This is a genomic window from Pseudomonas retamae, assembly GCF_043496865.1.
Lineage (GTDB): Bacteria > Pseudomonadota > Gammaproteobacteria > Pseudomonadales > Pseudomonadaceae > Aquipseudomonas > Aquipseudomonas retamae.
Genome location: NZ_JBIEIL010000007.1, coordinates 239,157 through 255,145 on the forward strand (window position 1 = coordinate 239,157; position 15,989 = coordinate 255,145).

A 15,989-nucleotide genomic window follows, 5' to 3' on the forward strand; every position below is an offset into this window, starting at 1 on the left:
CGGCGCCCGCGTTCATTGGCAATGAACGCGGGCTGGGCTCAGGAAGGTTGGGCCGAACGACTCAGCGGCAGGTTCAACCAGCGCCGGCCGGTGGCATTGGCGACGGCATTGCCGAGGGCAGCAGCCATCGGCCCCTGGACAATTTCGGCGGCGCCGAGGAACGGCTCACCGGGCTGGTCGAGTAAATGCACGTCGACCTTCTTCGGCAGTTGCGTGAAGCGCAGGATCGGATAACCGCTCCAGTCGTAGCTGCGAATGCCGCCCGCGTCGTAGGCGACTTTCTCGTACAGCGTCCAGCTCGCCGACTGCACGATGCCGCCCTCGACCTGATTGCGCAGGCCGTCGGGGCTGACGATCTGGCCGACATCCACCGCCGTCACCACATGCTCGATGCGCACCTCGCCGGTTTGCGGATGCACGCGCAGGCGCACGGCGAGGGCGCAATAACCCATGATGTTTTTGTAGCGGGCGAAGGCGAAACCGATACCGGCACCGGGCTCGGAATTTTTATGCGGCCAGTCGATGGCATCGCGCACCCGCTCGATTACCGCACGCGCACGAGGGTCGCTGAGATGCGCCAGGCGCAGCGCCACCGGATCAAGGCTGGCCTTGCTTGCCAGTTCATCAATGCTCGCTTCGATGGCGAAGATATTGATGTGCGCGCCGAGCGAGCGCATCGCCGAGGTGCGAAACGGCATGGTGGTGACGAAGTTCATGTTGATCCGCGTCGCGCCGAGGTCATACAGCGGCACCGCGTTGCGGTCGCCGTCGCCTTCGGGCTGGGCGATCGGCACCGAGGGCGCCGAGGCAAATGGCTGCGCGAGCAAGCGCGCCGGTAACAAGCGCCCGGCATTGACGATGCGCTCGTTGTGCGGCGTGGTCCACAGTTCGTAGTTCCAGTCCTGCAGGCGATTGTTCGCCAAGCCGACGTCGACCTCGGCCACCATCGCCGAGCTGTACGGTTCCCAAAGGTTTTCCTGCTCTCGCATCCACTGCACACGCACCGGCGTGCCCGGCACGCGCATGGCGATCAATGCGGCGTCGGCGGCGGCATCGTCGGCACCGTTGTGGCCGTAACAACCTGAGCCCTCGGTGTGGATGCAGCGCACCCGCTCCGGCGGCAGACGCAGCATTTCGGCGATGCCGGCGCGCAGCGGATAGACGCCTTGGGTATGCGTCCACACGGTCAGCACGCCGTCCTTGAACCAGGCCACGGCGCAGGACGGACCGATCGAGCCGTGCATCAGATATTGCTTGGTCACCCGCGCCTTGAAACGCGTTTCACCGGCGTTATTCACGTCGCCATTGTTGCTGATCGGATAGCGCCGCGAAGGCAGGCGCTTGAGCAAGGCATGAATATCAGCGGCCTCGGGAATTGCGTCGCCACCACGCCAGCGCGCGACCTCGCTGGCGCTGCGCATGGCCTTGATCGCTTGCCATTCGTCACGGGCAACCACGGCGAGATAATTGCCGTCGCGGATTACCTTGACCACCCCGGCCAGTGCCTCAATGGCCGGCGCATCGAACGCCTCCAGCGTGCAACCCGGACGCGGCGGGCGAATCACCCGTGCGTGGAGCATGCCGGGCAAGCGCATGTCCTGGACGAATGCGGCGCCGCCGCTGACTTTCGCCGGGATGTCCAGACGCGGCAGCGAATGCCCGATCAGTTTGAAATCTGACGCTGGCAGGCTCGGCGATTGCGCCTTGGCGTATTGGTGCACATCGACGTTGCTGACCGCTTCGGCGTAACTCATGCGTTGCCCGCCCGGTCCTTCGATCATCGCATCAGCGGTGGTCAGCTGCGCCGGGTCTACCTTCCAGTTGCGCGCGGCGGAGTGCACCAGCATCTCGCGCACTTGCGCAGCGGCATGGAACAGCGCGGTGCCGCTGTCGAAAATGCTGTGACTGCCGGCGGTGTAGCCTTCGTTGGGTGTCAGCGCGGTGTCGGCGGTGAGCAGGTTGATCGCACTGGTCGGCACTTGCAGGCGCTCGGCGGCAATTTGCAGCAACGCGGTTTTTACTCCGGTGCCCAACTCGACCTTGCCGGTGTACACGGTGATGCCGTCGGCGCCGATGCGAATCCACGCGTCGAGGTAGGGATTGGTGCGCAGGCTGCCCGGCAGATCCGGGGCCAGCACCACGGTGCCGAGCGTGTCGACTTCGGTGTCGGCCAGCGCCCGCCGCGCCATCGGCACCAGGGTGAAGGCCATCAGCAATGCGCCGCCGCGCAAGAATGCCCGACGGCTGGGATTCAGACCGGTTGATTCGCTCATGGCCGGCTCCCGTGTTGCCCGGCGACCAGGCTGATCGCTTCGATGATGCGCAGATGTGTGCCACAGCGGCACAGATTGCCGGCCATGTGTTCGCGAATGGTTTGCTCATCCGGGTGAGGATTTTGCTCGAGCAGCGCTTGCGCACGCATCAGCATGCCGGCGATGCAGTAGCCGCATTGCGCCGCTTGTTTTTCGATGAAGGCCGCTTGCAGCGGGCCGGGTTTTTCTGCACTGCCAAGGCTTTCCACGGTGCGGATCTGCTTGCCTTGCAGACCTGCGCAGGGCGTCAGGCAGGCGAATACCGGTTGGTCATCGACGATCACCGTGCAGGCACCGCACTGACCCAGACCACAGCCGTACTTGGCGCCATTGAGGTTCAGATGATTGCGCAGCGCGTACAGCAGCGGCATGTCCGGTTCCAGCTCCAATGCCTGGGCTGCGCCGTTGACGTTGAGGGTGATCTGGCTCATTTGGCCTCCTGACGTAACGCTTCAATAGTGGAAGAGAGGTCTGCCCAGGGCTGGTCGGGGCGCACCTGCTGGCGCAGATACACGGCCAGTGCGGCGAGTTGCGAGTTGTCGAGGCTGGCGGCGAACCCGGGCATTTGCGGGCCGGGCGAACCGGGCGTGGCCGGCAGTCCTTCGAGTACGGTCTTGAGGAAATTGCGCGAACTGGCCGCGTGCAGCGCCGAGGTGCTGTCCAGTGGCGGACGCCCGTCGATTTCGCGCATCGGCGCGGCGCGGCCATGGCAGCCGGCGCAGACACTGGTAAACAGCATCGCGCCTTGGGCAGTGGAGGCGGGTTCGACCGGCGTTGGCGCCGTGGTTTCGGTGACCATCGGCGGCTGCTCCAGGCTCAGCAGGTACTCGGCAATCGCATCGGCTTCGCTGGCCGGCAGACGCGCCAGACTCAGGCTGACCGGGCGCATCGGGCCAGCCGCAGTACCGTGCCCGGCGACCACGTCGGCACGCAGATAATCGACCAGTTGCTCGCGGTTCCACGGATTCGCCCGTTGCCCCAGACCGACCAGCGCCGGGGCGTCCCAGCCGTCGACGCTGCCGCCGTGCAGATACTTGGAGGATTTTTCCGCGCCGATCAGGTTCAGCGGCGAATGGCAGCCGGCGCAATGTCCCGGCCCGTCGACCAGATAGCGCCCGCGGTTCCACGCCGCGCTGCGTTCGGCCAGTGGTGTCAGCGGTTCGCCGTGGAGAAACAGCAGGTTCCAGAACGACACCAGCGGACGAATATTCATCGGGAAATTCATCTGGTTCTGCCGCGCCGGTGCCTGCACGGCAGGGCCGCTCATCAGGTAGGCATAGGCATCGGTGATGTCCTCGGCGCTCATGCGCCGGTAGTGCACATAGGGAAACGCCGGGTAGAGAAAATGCCCGTCACGGGCGATGCCCTGGCGCATCGCCCGTTCGAAGGCCGGCAGCGACCATTGGCCGATGCCGGTTTGCGCGTCCGGGGTGATGTTGGTGCTGTACAGGGTGCCGAACGGCGTTACCAGCGGCAGCCCGCCGGCCAGATATTCACCGCCGGGGCGGGTATGGCAGACCGCGCAATCACCGGCTTCGACGACTCGCGCACCGCGTTGGATCTGCGCCGTATCGAATATCGGAGGGCGCTCGATCGGTGCAATCGCCGGGCGCCACATCAACAGCACGGCGGCTATCAGCGCCATCGCCGCCAACAGCGCAACGGCAATCCAGAGGGTGCGGGATTTCAGCCAGGACAGGTTCATCAGCGCGACCCCGGCACAGGGCAAAACAGCGGGGGGTAAGGATGGCGAGTCATGCGAAGCTCCTTGTGGCGACCGGGGAAGGGCGCCGACGTTTGCGCCTCGGACAAAGCCTAGAGAACACTCGCGCGGCGGAGAATCAGCGCTTGGCGCAACAGCGCGTTGCGTCACAAGCAACGCCGTGTGCCGTTGCGCCACACGCATCACTGCGTTGCCCGGCGCAGTGATTCTCGCGGCCCGGTGCTGGCCGTAGCCTTGGCTCACCTTTTCCAGACGCAATGAGGTGTCACCATGCTCACCGGCAATCCCGCCGCTACGGCCAAGGCCGAGCAACCCGCTTCACTCTCCGGCCTGATGGTCGCGTTCCTCGCGTTCTGCTGCGGCGCGGTCGTGGCCAATCTCTATTACGCGCAGCCCATCGTCGAATTGATCGCCCCGCAAATCGGCCTCTCCAGCGCGAATGCCAGCCTGATCGTCTCGCTGACCCAGTTCGGTTATGCCCTGGGCCTGCTGTTGCTGGTGCCGCTGGCCGACCTGATGGAAAACCGCCGTCTGGTGGTCGGTTTCACGCTCGCCGCGAGTGTCACGCTGTTGTGCGCCGGCCTGACTCATTCGCCGTCGATGTTCCTGGTGTTTTCCCTGCTGATCGGCCTGACTTCGGTGGCGGTGCAGATCCTCGTGCCGCTGGCCGCGCATCTGGCGCCTGAAGCCACGCGCGGCCGGGTGGTCGGCAACATCATGAGTGGCCTGTTGCTGGGGATTCTGTTGTCGCGGCCACTGTCGAGTCTGTTGGTCGAGGTGTTCGGCTGGCGCGGGGTGTTTTTCAGCGCTGCCGGGTTGATGGCGGTCATTGCGCTGATCACCGCTGTTGCGCTGCCTCGCCGCGTACCGAGCCATAAAGCCACGTACACGGCGTTGATCGGTTCGGTATTTGCCTTGGCGCGCCAGCATGCGCTGTTGCGTCAGCGTTCGTTGTATCAGGGGTTGCTCTTCGCCAGCTTCAGCCTGTTCTGGACCCTGGCGCCGATCGAGCTGATGCGTCATCACGGTTTTAGTCAGGCACAGGTGGCGATCTTCGCTCTGGTCGGCGCGGTCGGCGCGATTGCTGCACCGATAGCCGGGCGCCTGGCCGATGCCGGGCATGCGCGGCGCGGTACGCTGGTGGCGTTGCTGTTGGCTCCGGTTTCGCTGCTGATCGCCGCGCTGCCGGGCAGCGGTTACTTGTGGCTGGTGGTGTGTGCGGTGCTGCTGGATTTCGCCGTGCAGTTGAACCTGGTCCTCGGCCAGCGTGAGGTTTACGCGATCGACCCGCACAGCCGCGCGCGCCTCAATGCGGTGTACATGACCAGCATCTTCGTTGGCGGCGCCCTCGGTTCACTGGTCGCCAGCCCGCTCTATGAACACTTCGGCTGGAACCTTTCGGCGGTCGCAGTAGCGTTGCTGCCCGCCTTGGCGCTGGGGCTGTTCCTGAGCCACAAAGCCGATGACTGAGCACTTGGCCCCTGCAGCCAAGCACGGCGATACAAGACGGCAAGCGCACGGTGATGCACAATCAGCGCCGTTGCTTTCCGACCGGACCCCGCTGATGGACAAGTTGCTGGCCTTGAAGATGTTTGTCGAAACCGTGCGCTGCGGGGGCTATTCCTCGGCGGCGCGCAAACTCGGGATCTCGACGTCTTCGGTGACCCGGCAGGTGGCGGGGCTGGAACACGAACTGGGCGCGAGCCTGCTCAATCGCACCACGCGCAACACCAGCGTGACGGTGGCCGGGCAGACTTACTTCGACAAGGCCGTGGCGATTCTCGACGCGATCGACGAAGCCGACGCGGTGGTTGCCGACCGTGGCAGCGAGGCGCAAGGGCGGCTGCGCATCAGCGTGCCGGTGGAGTTCGGCCGGCGCCTCATCGCGCCGCATCTGAGCCGCTTGCTGGCGCGCCATCCGGGCCTGGAAATCAGCCTGTCGCTGAGTGATCAGGTCAGCGATCTGCTCAGCGAACAGATCGACGTTTCAGTACGCCTCGGCTCCTCGGTGGTCAGCGAGGACATCGTCAGCAAACGCGTCGGGCAGTTCCAGCGTTGGGTCGTCGCCAGCCCCGAGTATCTGGCGCGCAGTGCCGAGCTGTGTCATCCGCGCGACCTGCTCGACCATCAATGCTTGCGCTTCGATTACGCCGGCACGCACCAGCACTGGACCTTTCAGGGCGACGACGAAACCATCCAGCTCAACGTGCATGGGCGCCTGCAAAGCAACAATGCCGACATCCTTCGCGAAGCCGCGATCGATGGCGGCGGGGTGACGCTGCTGGCTGACTGGCTGGTGCGCGACGATGTTGCCGCCGGGCGCCTGGTGCGGGTGCTTGAGCAGTATCAGGTCAATCCCGGCACTGCCAGCAGCTGCATCAACGCGCTGTACCTGCCGAATCATCGAGGGTCGAGCCGGATCAACGTGTTCATCGATTTTCTGTTGGAGATTCTCCAACCGGCGGCTTGATCGGCTGCTTCGCGGCGCTTGCTTTCGGCAGCATCGCCACACCGGCAGCCAGAGCAAACGTGCCTAGGGCGACGATCACCCCTGCATTCTCCAGCACCGCCCCGAACAACGGCGTGCCGGCGGTTTGCCCCAGCGCCAGAACCAGAAACGGAATGCCTAGCCCCAGGTCGGGGCGTTCCGGAAACAGGTTGATGCCCTGAATCAGATACACGCCGGACGAGACGATGTAGGCCGCACCAAACAGGCACATCGTCGCGAGCCCATAAACCGCCGAAAGCGAAGCCGCTGCCAGCCCCAGCGTGCCGGCCGCGATTCCGGCCAGCGCCAACCGATGCACGCGCGCAACACCAAAACGATCGGTCAGCACGCCGGTGGTGCAGCCACTGATGCCCGCTGCGCCGAGCAATATCCACGCCCAGGCAATCGACCGATCGGAGAAACCGGCTTCAGCGCGCAGAATGTCGGCGCCGAACGTCCAGATGGCGGTGCTCGCCAGTCCCATCAGAAAGGCGCTGCAACACAGCGGCAGCACACCGGCGCGGCGCAGCAGGGCCAAGGAGAAGTTGCCGGCGATTGCGTTTTCGCCACGGCGTGGTACGGCAAACCACAGCCACACGGTAATGGCGCCCCCCATCATTGCGAACAGCGCATACAACTGCCGCCATTGCCCTGCGGCGACAACCACGGCCAAACCGGAAAAAACGATGCCGGCGGCGGTACCGGCATTGATGAAGCCGTTGGCCCGTGCGCGCTGCGCCTCAGCAATGCGTGCCGCCACGGCGCTGGCCAGCGGTGGTGAAGTCAGGCCGGTACTCAACCCCGCGAGGGCCACGCCACAGCCCAGCGCCAAGCCCGATTGAGCGAAGACGATCAAAGCCATGCCGGACGAAGCGGCCGCACCGGCAAGCACCGTAAGTGCGCGCGGGCTGAGTTTGCCGTTACTGATGAATGTCGCAACGATGCCCACGCAGTAGGCCGCGAAGGCGCTGCCGCCGATCCAGCCGGCAGTCGAGACGCTGAGCGCCAGCTCCTGACGGATCTGCGGCAGCAGCAGGCCGTAGGCAAACCGTGCAAGGCCATAGGACAACGCTGTGAGGGCGAAAGCCGCCGCCACCAGGTTAGCGCTGCGCTGCATTGTTTCAGCGCCCGAGCATGATTGGCGACGGCATCGTGAGGGTCATTTCGCTGCGGTTGGGGTTTTCTTGCGGGTTTTGCTCGCCGTGGTGGCGGGCGCGTCTTTGCTCTTTTTCCGTGGCGCCGGCGGCGCTACGCTGCTGGCGACCGAGCCGGGCAAGCCGTCGGAGTCGAACGCATCGAGTTCGGCGCGTGCCTGGAACCAGTGATCGAAATCCTGCCCGTGCGGCCGGCCTTGCTCTTCCCAAAGGCGATAGGCGGTTTTGCGGATGGTTTCCTCGTCCATAACAATCTCTCCAGCGGGGTAAAAATCAGGGTGTGCGCGTTACGGTGAAATCGGGTCGCTGGCGGGGAAGGTTTCTTCCACCGCTTCGTCCAGTTTTGAATCACTGACGTTGCGCTCACTGTGCCCCAGGTTCTGCTCGCAATGGCAACTGCTCGACGGGCAGGGCTGACCATTGGGGTGAAGGTCGGCGCAAGCCTGGCTGCAATAGCGTTTGCCGTCGCGTTCGACTGCGTTGTCAGCGCTGCAGCTGCAGGTGCATCCAGAGCAGGCGCACTGCGATGTTGAGGTGTCGTTAGCCATGGTGTCCTCCCGGTTGCTGATGGTTGTTGCGTTCATAAAATCTGATAACCGGCAGCGCGGCAGGGTTTGAACGGATTTCCTCAGGGCCGATGAGCGGTCGATAAAATCTGGCTAAACGTCGAACGATGGCAGTACCGCATTCAGCGCCAACGACAGGTTCAGCGCCAGGATCAGCAGAATCGACACCACAAAGAGCCGTCGTGCCCAGGCTTTCGATGTGCGGGTGCTGATTCGCCGCAGAGCGACATAAAACCAGTAGCCACCCAGACCGATAATTACCAGGGGATACGACACGTTGAGATTCGCCACCCAGCCCAGCACGGCGGCGCTGATAAGGAACGCAAGCATGTACAAAACGATCTCGCGCCGCGCCTGACTCAGCGTCAGGGTCGGCAGGCCGGCAGCACGAAAATCTTCATGGCGCATGACGGTGATCGCATGGGAATGCGGCATCTGCCAGCAGCAGAACACGATGACCAGCAACAGCGCGGTGGCGTCGAAACTGCCGGTCACCGCGCCATAACCGATCACCGGCGGCATGGCGCCGGACAGGCTGCCGACCAGCGTGCCCCAGTGCGAGCGGCGCTTCATCAGGCAGGTATAAACGCCCGCATAGATGATCAAGCCGATCGCCGCCAGCGCGCAGGCCAGCGGCGTGGTGCCGCGCCAGAGCAGGGCGAAACCGAGCAGTCCGAGCACGCCGGCGTAACACAGCGCTGCCGGCACTGACACCGCGCGGATCGCCAGCGCCCGATGACAGGTGCGGACCATGCGCCGGTCGATATCGCGATCCACGCAGTTATTGATCACGCAACCGCAAGCAATGATCAACGCGGTACCGAGCACGGTGGCCAGCAAGTGCGCGACAGACAATGGTCGGCCGGCCGCCGCGAGCAGGTAACCACCGAGCACCGACGCCAGATTGCCGAAGATGATCCCCGGTTTGGTCAGTTCAATGCCGACGTTGAGCGGTACCCTCCATTGCCTCAGTGCGCCAGCATGTTGTGGTGAATGCTGTCCATGATCCATAGCGAAAGCCCAACCAGCAGAAGAATGATGACCACCGAAAAGATCAGCGCAATCAGGTTCCAGCGCTGTTCCGAGGCGGTGTCCAGATGGAGGAAGTATTTCAGGTGGGCGAACACCTGGACCACGCCGAGCGCCACCACCACCCACGCGGTGATATTGCGCGGCAAGGTTGGAAACATCACCAGACCGAACGGAATCACGGTGAGCACCACCGAAATGATGAAGCCGACCATGTACGAACGGCTGCTGCCGTGGCTGGTCCCGGCACTGCTGTGAACCTGACTTTGGTTATACATGTCACACCACCCCCAACAGATAAACCACGGTAAATACGCAAATCCACACCACATCGAGGAAGTGCCAGAACAGGCTCAGGCAACTCAGGCGCGTGGTGTTGGTGTTGGTCAGGCCGCGACTGCTGACCTGCGCCATCAAGATTGCCATCCACACCAGGCCGCTGAGTACGTGCGCGCCGTGGGTGCCGACCAGGGTGAAAAACGCGGTGAGGAAACCGCTGCGATCCGGCCCGTAGCCCTCTGCGATGAGGTGATGGAATTCATTGATTTCCATCGCGATGAAGCCGCAGCCCAGCACGAAGGTCACCGCCAGCCAACGCAGCACGTGGGCCTTGTCGTTGCGGTTCATCGCCAGCATGGCGTAGCCGTAGGTGATGCTGCTGAGCAGCAGCAGCGCGGTTTCGGCGAGGACGTAAGGCAACTCGAAGATGTCGACAGTCGACGGCCCTCCGGCGACGCTGTCACGCAGCACGGCGTAGCCGGCGAACAGCGTCGCGAAGAGGATGCAGTCGGTCATCAGGTAGATCCAGAAACCGAACACCCGCATGGACCCGGCATCTTCGTGGCCTTGCTCATGGCTGTGAGCGATGTCTTTTTCCAGGACGATATTGGACATGATCAAGCCTCCGCCAGGTCTTTGAGACGTGCTTTTTCGATCCGCGCCACTTCCTGGGCGGGGACGAAATAGTCAATGTCTTCGTCGTAGCTGCGCACGACCATGGCAACCACCGAGGCCACCAGACCGAAGAGCGCCAGCCACCAGATATGCCAGACCAGGGCGAAGCTGCAGATCAGCGCGAAGATGCTGATCACCAGACCGGCCGAGGTGTTGCGTGGCATGTGGATGGCGCGGTAGTCGGTGTGGCTCAGGGTGCTGACGCCGCGCTCTTTCATGCCCCAGTAAGCGTCCAGATCGTTGACTTTCGGCTGCTCGGCGAAGTTGTAGAACGGTGGCGGCGAGGCCGTGGCCCATTCCAGCGTGCGGCCATCCCACGGGTCACCGGTGAGGTCGCGATATTTCGCGCGGTTGCGGATGCTCACATACAGCTGCAGCGCCTGCGCGGACACGCCACAGAGAATGATGCCGACGCCGACCAGTTCCAGCAGCAGCCACGGTTGCCAGGCCGGGTTGTCGAAGTGGTTGAGGCGTCGGGTCATGCCCATGAAACCGAGCACGTAGGACGGCATAAAGGCGAAGTAGAAACCGATCAGCCAGCACCAGAATGCGATGCGTCCGAGCCGGTCGTTGAGCCGGAAGCCAAAGGCTTTCGGGAACCAGTAGGTCAGCCCGGCCATGTAGCCGAACACCGCGCCGCCGATGATCACGTTATGGAAGTGCGCGATCAAAAACAGGCTGTTGTGCAACAGGAAGTCCGCGCCGGGCACCGCCAGCAGCACGCCGGTCATGCCGCCGATGCTGAACGTGACGATAAAGCCCAGCGTCCACAACATCGGCGTTTCGAAGCGCACCCGCCCGCGGTACATGGTGAACAGCCAGGTGAAGATTTTCACCCCGGTCGGCACCGCAATAATCATCGTCATGATGCCGAAGAACGCATTGACGTTGGCCCCGGCGCCCATGGTGAAGAAATGGTGCAGCCAGACGATGAACGACAGGATGGTGATCGAGATCGTTGCCCACACCAGCGACACGTAGCCGAACAGACGCTTGCTGCTGAAGGTCGCGGCGATTTCGGAAAAGATTCCGAAGGCCGGCAGAATCAGGATGTACACCTCCGGGTGACCCCAGGCCCAGATCAGGTTGACGTACATCATCGGGTTGCCGCCGGCCTCGTTGGTGAAGAAGTGCATGCCCAGATAGCGGTCGAGGGTGAGCATCAGCAGCGTCGCGGTGAGGATCGGGAACGCGGCGAGGATCAGCACCGAGGTGCACAGGGCGTTCCAGGTGAACACCGGCATCTTGAACAGGGTCATGCCTTCAGTGCGCATTTTCAGAATGGTCACGAAGAAGTTGACCCCGGTGAGTAACGTGCCTATCCCGGATATCTGTAATGACCAGATGTAGTAATCGACGCCCACCCCGGGGCTGTAGCCGAGTTCGGACAGGGGCGGGTAGGCGACCCAGCCGGTGCGGGCAAATTCACCGACGCCCAGCGAGATATTGACCAGCGCCGCACCGACCACGAACAGCCAGAAACTCAGCGCATTGAGAAACGGATACGCCACATCGCGCGCGCCGATCTGCAACGGCACGACGATGTTCATCAGGCCGACCACGAACGGCATGGCCATGAAGAAAATCATGATCACGCCGTGGGCGGTGAAGATCTGGTCGTAATGCTCGGGCGGCAGATAACCCGGCCCGCCACTCGAGGCCATGGCCTGCTGGGTGCGCATCATGATCGCGTCGGAAAAGCCGCGCAGCAGCATGACCAGCGCGACGATGATGTACATGCAGCCGATTTTCTTGTGATCGACCGAGGTGAACCACTCGCGCCAGAGGTACCCCCACTTGCGCTTCCAGGTGACGGTGCCGACCAGGGCAAAACCCATCAGGCCAACGATGGCCAGGGTGTACATGACGATCGGCTCGTGCAATGGAACCGCGTCCCATGAAAGTTTCCCGAACATTGTTAACGCTCCTCGGCCAGCAGACTCGGTTGTTGATCGACGCGCTTGTCGTCGCTGTTGCGTTGCACCTGGCTACCTTTGGGGCGCGGTGCCTTGTTCATGCCTTCGTACTTGTCGACGATGTTCAGAAACAGTCGATCCTGAACTTTCGAGTAATAAGTAATCGGGTGTGCAACCGAAGGCTTTGCCAGTTCGGCATAACTGTTCTGATCAAGTTGCTGGGGGATGTTCCTGACCTTGTTTACCCACGCGTCATAGTCGGCGCCATTCAACGCCAGGGTGCTGAAGTGCATGTCGGAGAAACCACGACCGTTATAGTTGGCGGCGATTCCGCGATATTGGCCGGCCTCATTGGCGATCAAATGCAACTTGGTCTGCATGCCCGCCATGGCATATATCTGCCCGCCGAGTGCAGGAATAAAGAAGGAAGTCATCGCGGCATCGGAAGTGATGGTGAAGTTGACCGGGGTATTGACCGGAACCGCGAGTTCGTTCACCGAAGCGATACCCAGATCGGGATAGATGAACAACCATTTCCAGTCCGTTGCGACGACCTGCACGTTCACCGGAGGGACATCGGAATCAAGCGGTCGATAGGGATCCAGCGCGTGCGTGGTTTCCCACGTAACCCAGCCGAGCACGCAGATGATCAGGAACGGCACGCCCCAGACCACGGCCTCGATCTTGTGCGAACTGGCCCAGCGTGGCGAATACCGGGCTTTCTTGTTGGTGGCGCGATAGCGCCAGGCAAACAGGAACATCATGACGATGACCGGAATGACCACCAACAGCATCAGGCCGGTCGCGAGAATGATCAGGTCGCGTTCATCCTTGGCCACCTGGCCCTTGGGGTTGAACACGATCAAATTGCAACCGGCGAGAAGAACGCTGGTAGCGAGATAGGTCAGGCCATACCCAATGATTCGCTTCATACATGCTCCTGTATAACGCCGATCCTCGTCCTGTGGCGGAACTGCGACGCACCTGATGTAAACAATCGGTTGAGGTAATACCGTTGCGCTTGTTTAACGCGCAGCGAAGTTGCCTGATTCAATATTCAGGCGGTCGTTTGCGGTGGTTCATGTGAGCCACGATTTTTTGAATAAGCCCTTGGGCATTGGTTTGACAAAATGTTACTGAACCTGACGAACGGTTGAACTAGCGAAGCGGCGGAGCAGAACTCGCGGACTATGCTGGAAATGACCTTTGGCAAATTCGGGAATCATCCAGCGACAGCCTGGGTCTTTGAATAAGCGGATTCAGATCAGGAGTACGACATGTTCAAACGCGGCGAAACCTATAACAAATGGAAGGCCACGGAGAAGGCGGAAAAGTGCCATACGGAAGAAGTCGAAAACGGCTGTCACATCGAGGTGCGGGCACGCGAGGCGGACGATGGCGACGTGGAAATGTTCATCAGCGTCTACACGGCGACCGGCGAATGCGCCTACGAGCGGATCAGAAAATTGCCCGGTATCGAATGGGAAGTTGAAGACGCGCTCAAGCGCGGCATCGATCAGGCTGAACGCATCGCCGGCGGCGAGTCGGGGCGATTGTCCTGTGCCGACGCGCACGGCCACGACAATGAATGACAGCGTCGCTGACGCCGGCAACCGGCGTCAGCGGCGTTGCAAGCTTCAAGGCTTGAACACGGCGCGGATGCACTGATCGGTTTTCTCCTTGAACATCCGATAACCTTCGGCGCCGTCCTCCAGGCTCATCGGGTGGGTCAGCAGCCACGACGGATCAAGTTCGCCTTTCTGGATGTGTTCGAACAACGTCGGTGCGTAGCGTTGCCCCGGTTGTTGCCCGGAGCGCACGGTCAGCGCCTTGTTGACGATTGCGCCCATCGGGAATTTATCCAGCAGCCCGCCATACACCCCGACTACCGAAACCGTGCCGCCCTTGCGACAGGCGCGAATGGCCTGACGCAACACGGTGCCGCGTTCGGTGTGCAGGCGCAGCATCTGTTTGGTCTTGTCGTAGGCGTAGTCGATTTCGGTGCCGTGGGCTTCCATGCCGACGCAGTCGATGCAGCGGTCCGGCCCGCGTCCGCCGGTCAGCTCCAGCAGCGCTTCGTGGACATTGGTCTGCTCGTAATTGATCGGGATGGCGTTGCAGCGTTCTTCGGCGAGGCGCAGCCGCTCGGGATAACGATCGATCGCAATGACCCGTTCGGCGCCGAGCAGATAGGCGCTGCAGATCGCCATGAGCCCGACGCCGCCACAGCCCCAGACCGCGACCGTTTCGCCCGGTTGAATGTCGGCGTTGTCGGCGGCGAAATAACCGGTGGGCGCGGCGTCGGAAACGAACAGCGCCTGCTCGTCGCGCACGCCGTCGGGCACCTTGAACAGGTTGACGTCGGCGTACGGCACGCGCACGTAGGTGGCGTGGCTGCCGGGATAGCCGCCGAACGCGTGGCTGTAGCCGATGATCCCGCAGCACGGTTGGCCGTAGGCGAGGTCGGTCACCGACGGATTGGGGTTGGAGTTGTCGCAGCAGGAAAAGTCGCTGCGCTGACACGGCTCGCAATTACCGCAGCCGATGATCGAAATGGTGATGACCTTGTCGCCCTTGCGCAGGCCGTTGACGCCGGGGCCGACTTCAACGATTTCGCCCATGAATTCATGGCCAATGATATCGCCCGGTTTCATCGCCGGGACGTAACCGCCGAGCAGGTGCAGGTCGGAGCCGCAGACCGAGGACATCGTGACGCGGATGATTGCATCGCGCGGGTTGAGAATCGACGGATCAGGGACATTGTCGACTTGCAGATGGTTGGGTGCTTGCCAGGTGAGTGCGCGCATCAGTGAATCCCCCCTTCAATCGCCACGCCGGTTTTCACCGGTGGCTGGCTGGCCGCGGCATGGCCGCTGTCGCCGTGGACATAAAAGAAATCATCGTCGCCTTCGGGGCGCATGCGGTTGTTGCTGACTTCGCCGGTTTCCATTTGTTGCTTCACCGCTTGCAAGCCATTGAGCAGCGCCTTGTCGCTGAACAGGCTGATTGCGCGGGCGAAGGCGTAACCGAGTTTGCCCATCGCCGGTTTGCAGACGACCACGGCTTTGACCTGGGTGCCACGGTTGGCGGGGGCGGGGGTCAACGACAGGGAAATGTCGTGTTGCCAACTGGATTGGTCCGGGGTTTGCCAATGCAGGGTGTTTTGGTCTTCGGCGGGCTGGCGGATCAGCGTCGTTTGCAGTTTGCGACCGGCGGGTGCGCGCAGCGTCCAGCAGGTGGTGTCGGGGCTGAGTTGTTCGACGCTGTCGACCCAGCGCAGCAACGGCCCGATGTTTTCGACGCGGGCGATGAAATCGCGGACTTCTTCCAGTGGGCGGTTGATCGTCACGCTGCGGGTGATCGCTTCGCTGATCGGCCACTGGTGTTCGCGGCTGAATTGTTGTTCGAACGGGGTAGGGGTGAGGGCCTGTTTCAAGCGGCAGTGGCCGGCGGCGCCGCGCCACACGCCGTATGCGCCGGCGACGATTTCCAGCGCGCCGGCGAGGCCGCCGGTGCGCCAGCCGTGCAAGAGCAGTGCGCCGCCGGCGGTGAGGGACAGGGCGCGTTCGGCGCTGCTCATTGTGCCGCGCTGGCCGGTGTCGTTTTTTGTGTGGGTGGCTATCAGTGGATGGTCAGTCATGTTGTGGTTCTCCATCGGTGTGTTTGCGATAGAAGAAATGCTGGCGTTTGCGGTTCCACTGGGTTTGTCGGTGTGGGGATGAAAGGTCGTCTGTGGCAGTGCAATACCTTTTGTGGGAGCGAGCCTGCTCGCGAAGGCTTTCTTTCAGGCGCTGGTTTTTTTGGGTACATATCCGTTGCTGCGGTCACGGCTACTCACGGTTCCGCC

The 15,989-nt window shown here is 62.5% G+C and carries 16 protein-coding genes; 3 read left to right on the forward strand and 13 right to left on the reverse strand.

Going from position 1 to position 15,989, the window contains the following annotated elements; genetic code table 11:
• Positions 1–38: 38 nt before the first annotated feature.
• The 3 genes from ACGSLL_RS16080 to ACGSLL_RS16090 are packed head-to-tail and all read right to left on the reverse strand — an operon-like array spanning position 39 to position 4,002.
• Positions 39–2,273, reverse strand: a complete 2,235-nt coding sequence (locus tag ACGSLL_RS16080; protein WP_394507058.1) for a xanthine dehydrogenase family protein molybdopterin-binding subunit — start codon at positions 2,271–2,273, stop codon at positions 39–41.
• Positions 2,270–2,743 (reverse strand): (2Fe-2S)-binding protein, encoded by a 474-nt coding sequence (locus ACGSLL_RS16085; protein WP_394507059.1) that lies wholly within the window; start codon positions 2,741–2,743, stop codon positions 2,270–2,272. Before ACGSLL_RS16085 ends, ACGSLL_RS16080 begins: the two co-directional genes overlap by 4 nt.
• Positions 2,740–4,002 (reverse strand): c-type cytochrome, encoded by a 1,263-nt coding sequence (locus ACGSLL_RS16090; RefSeq protein WP_394507139.1) that lies wholly within the window; start codon positions 4,000–4,002, stop codon positions 2,740–2,742. Before ACGSLL_RS16090 ends, ACGSLL_RS16085 begins: the two co-directional genes overlap by 4 nt.
• A gap of 303 nt (positions 4,003–4,305) precedes the next feature.
• On the opposite strand from ACGSLL_RS16090, the gene ACGSLL_RS16095 reads away from it, so the two are divergent.
• Positions 4,306–5,505: an MFS transporter gene (locus tag ACGSLL_RS16095; protein WP_394507060.1), complete on the forward strand. Its 1,200-nt coding sequence runs from the start codon at positions 4,306–4,308 to the stop codon at positions 5,503–5,505.
• Between the two features lie 94 nt (positions 5,506–5,599).
• Positions 5,600–6,505: a LysR family transcriptional regulator gene (locus tag ACGSLL_RS16100; RefSeq protein WP_258449036.1), complete on the forward strand. Its 906-nt coding sequence runs from the start codon at positions 5,600–5,602 to the stop codon at positions 6,503–6,505.
• Here ACGSLL_RS16100 and ACGSLL_RS16105 read toward each other — a convergent pair.
• From ACGSLL_RS16105 to cyoA, 8 genes are all read right to left on the reverse strand, one after another.
• A complete protein-coding gene (locus ACGSLL_RS16105; protein WP_394507061.1) occupies positions 6,465–7,640 on the reverse strand; it encodes an MFS transporter in 1,176 nt (391 codons plus the stop codon). The genes ACGSLL_RS16100 and ACGSLL_RS16105 overlap by 41 nt on opposite strands.
• Before the next feature lie 42 nt (positions 7,641–7,682).
• Complete coding sequence (locus tag ACGSLL_RS16110; RefSeq protein WP_394507062.1) at positions 7,683–7,925, reverse strand: DUF2934 domain-containing protein; 243 nt, start codon at positions 7,923–7,925, stop codon at positions 7,683–7,685.
• Between the two features lie 39 nt (positions 7,926–7,964).
• Positions 7,965–8,225 (reverse strand): metallothionein, encoded by a 261-nt coding sequence (locus ACGSLL_RS16115; protein ID WP_206416494.1) that lies wholly within the window; start codon positions 8,223–8,225, stop codon positions 7,965–7,967.
• 111 nt (positions 8,226–8,336) lie between these two features.
• The gene (gene cyoE / locus ACGSLL_RS16120; protein ID WP_394507063.1) at positions 8,337–9,254 is read right to left on the reverse strand and encodes a heme o synthase; all 918 of its coding nucleotides are present in this window, start codon (positions 9,252–9,254) and stop codon (positions 8,337–8,339) included.
• Positions 9,212–9,550, reverse strand: coding sequence for a cytochrome o ubiquinol oxidase subunit IV (gene cyoD / locus ACGSLL_RS16125; protein WP_258449040.1), 339 nt, complete (start codon positions 9,548–9,550; stop codon positions 9,212–9,214). Before cyoD ends, cyoE begins: the two co-directional genes overlap by 43 nt.
• 1 nt (position 9,551) lies before the next feature.
• The gene (locus ACGSLL_RS16130) at positions 9,552–10,166 is read right to left on the reverse strand and encodes a cytochrome o ubiquinol oxidase subunit III (protein ID WP_208940888.1); all 615 of its coding nucleotides are present in this window, start codon (positions 10,164–10,166) and stop codon (positions 9,552–9,554) included.
• Between the two features lie 2 nt (positions 10,167–10,168).
• Positions 10,169–12,142, reverse strand: coding sequence for a cytochrome o ubiquinol oxidase subunit I (cyoB, locus tag ACGSLL_RS16135; RefSeq protein WP_394507064.1), 1,974 nt, complete (start codon positions 12,140–12,142; stop codon positions 10,169–10,171).
• A gap of 2 nt (positions 12,143–12,144) precedes the next feature.
• Positions 12,145–13,074 carry a ubiquinol oxidase subunit II gene (gene cyoA, locus ACGSLL_RS16140; protein WP_394507065.1) on the reverse strand — a complete coding sequence of 310 codons (930 nt, stop codon included), beginning with the start codon at positions 13,072–13,074 and terminating at the stop codon, positions 12,145–12,147.
• A 345-nt stretch (positions 13,075–13,419) separates the two neighbouring features.
• Between cyoA and ACGSLL_RS16145 the strand changes: the two genes are divergently transcribed.
• A complete protein-coding gene (locus ACGSLL_RS16145; protein WP_394507066.1) occupies positions 13,420–13,734 on the forward strand; it encodes a hypothetical protein in 315 nt (104 codons plus the stop codon).
• Positions 13,735–13,779: 45 nt separating this feature from the next.
• Here the strand turns inward: ACGSLL_RS16145 and ACGSLL_RS16150 are convergent, their stop codons facing one another.
• Both ACGSLL_RS16150 and ACGSLL_RS16155 read right to left on the reverse strand, forming a co-directional pair.
• Positions 13,780–14,949, reverse strand: coding sequence for a zinc-dependent alcohol dehydrogenase (locus ACGSLL_RS16150; RefSeq protein WP_394507067.1), 1,170 nt, complete (start codon positions 14,947–14,949; stop codon positions 13,780–13,782).
• The gene (locus ACGSLL_RS16155; RefSeq protein WP_394507068.1) at positions 14,949–15,782 is read right to left on the reverse strand and encodes an SRPBCC family protein; all 834 of its coding nucleotides are present in this window, start codon (positions 15,780–15,782) and stop codon (positions 14,949–14,951) included. Before ACGSLL_RS16155 ends, ACGSLL_RS16150 begins: the two co-directional genes overlap by 1 nt.
• Positions 15,783–15,989 lie beyond the last annotated feature (207 nt).

Excerpts from the sequence above, each read along its gene's own strand:
- cyoE (WP_394507063.1), bottom strand. The coding sequence starts at position 9,254 with ATGGATCATGGACAGCATTCACCACAACATGCTGGCGCACTGAGGCAA.
- cyoB (WP_394507064.1), bottom strand. The coding sequence starts at position 12,142 with ATGTTCGGGAAACTTTCATGGGACGCGGTTCCATTGCACGAGCCGATC.
- ACGSLL_RS16100 (WP_258449036.1), top strand. The coding sequence starts at position 5,600 with ATGGACAAGTTGCTGGCCTTGAAGATGTTTGTCGAAACCGTGCGCTGC.
- cyoD (WP_258449040.1), bottom strand. The coding sequence starts at position 9,550 with ATGTATAACCAAAGTCAGGTTCACAGCAGTGCCGGGACCAGCCACGGC.
- ACGSLL_RS16080 (WP_394507058.1), bottom strand. The coding sequence starts at position 2,273 with ATGAGCGAATCAACCGGTCTGAATCCCAGCCGTCGGGCATTCTTGCGC.
- ACGSLL_RS16150 (WP_394507067.1), bottom strand. The coding sequence starts at position 14,949 with ATGCGCGCACTCACCTGGCAAGCACCCAACCATCTGCAAGTCGACAAT.
- ACGSLL_RS16145 (WP_394507066.1), top strand. The coding sequence starts at position 13,420 with ATGTTCAAACGCGGCGAAACCTATAACAAATGGAAGGCCACGGAGAAG.
- ACGSLL_RS16110 (WP_394507062.1), bottom strand. The coding sequence starts at position 7,925 with ATGGACGAGGAAACCATCCGCAAAACCGCCTATCGCCTTTGGGAAGAG.
- ACGSLL_RS16085 (WP_394507059.1), bottom strand. The coding sequence starts at position 2,743 with ATGAGCCAGATCACCCTCAACGTCAACGGCGCAGCCCAGGCATTGGAG.
- cyoA (WP_394507065.1), bottom strand. The coding sequence starts at position 13,074 with ATGAAGCGAATCATTGGGTATGGCCTGACCTATCTCGCTACCAGCGTT.
- ACGSLL_RS16155 (WP_394507068.1), bottom strand. The coding sequence starts at position 15,782 with ATGACTGACCATCCACTGATAGCCACCCACACAAAAAACGACACCGGC.
- ACGSLL_RS16095 (WP_394507060.1), top strand. The coding sequence starts at position 4,306 with ATGCTCACCGGCAATCCCGCCGCTACGGCCAAGGCCGAGCAACCCGCT.
- ACGSLL_RS16130 (WP_208940888.1), bottom strand. The coding sequence starts at position 10,166 with ATGTCCAATATCGTCCTGGAAAAAGACATCGCTCACAGCCATGAGCAA.
- ACGSLL_RS16115 (WP_206416494.1), bottom strand. The coding sequence starts at position 8,225 with ATGGCTAACGACACCTCAACATCGCAGTGCGCCTGCTCTGGATGCACC.
- ACGSLL_RS16105 (WP_394507061.1), bottom strand. The coding sequence starts at position 7,640 with ATGCAGCGCAGCGCTAACCTGGTGGCGGCGGCTTTCGCCCTCACAGCG.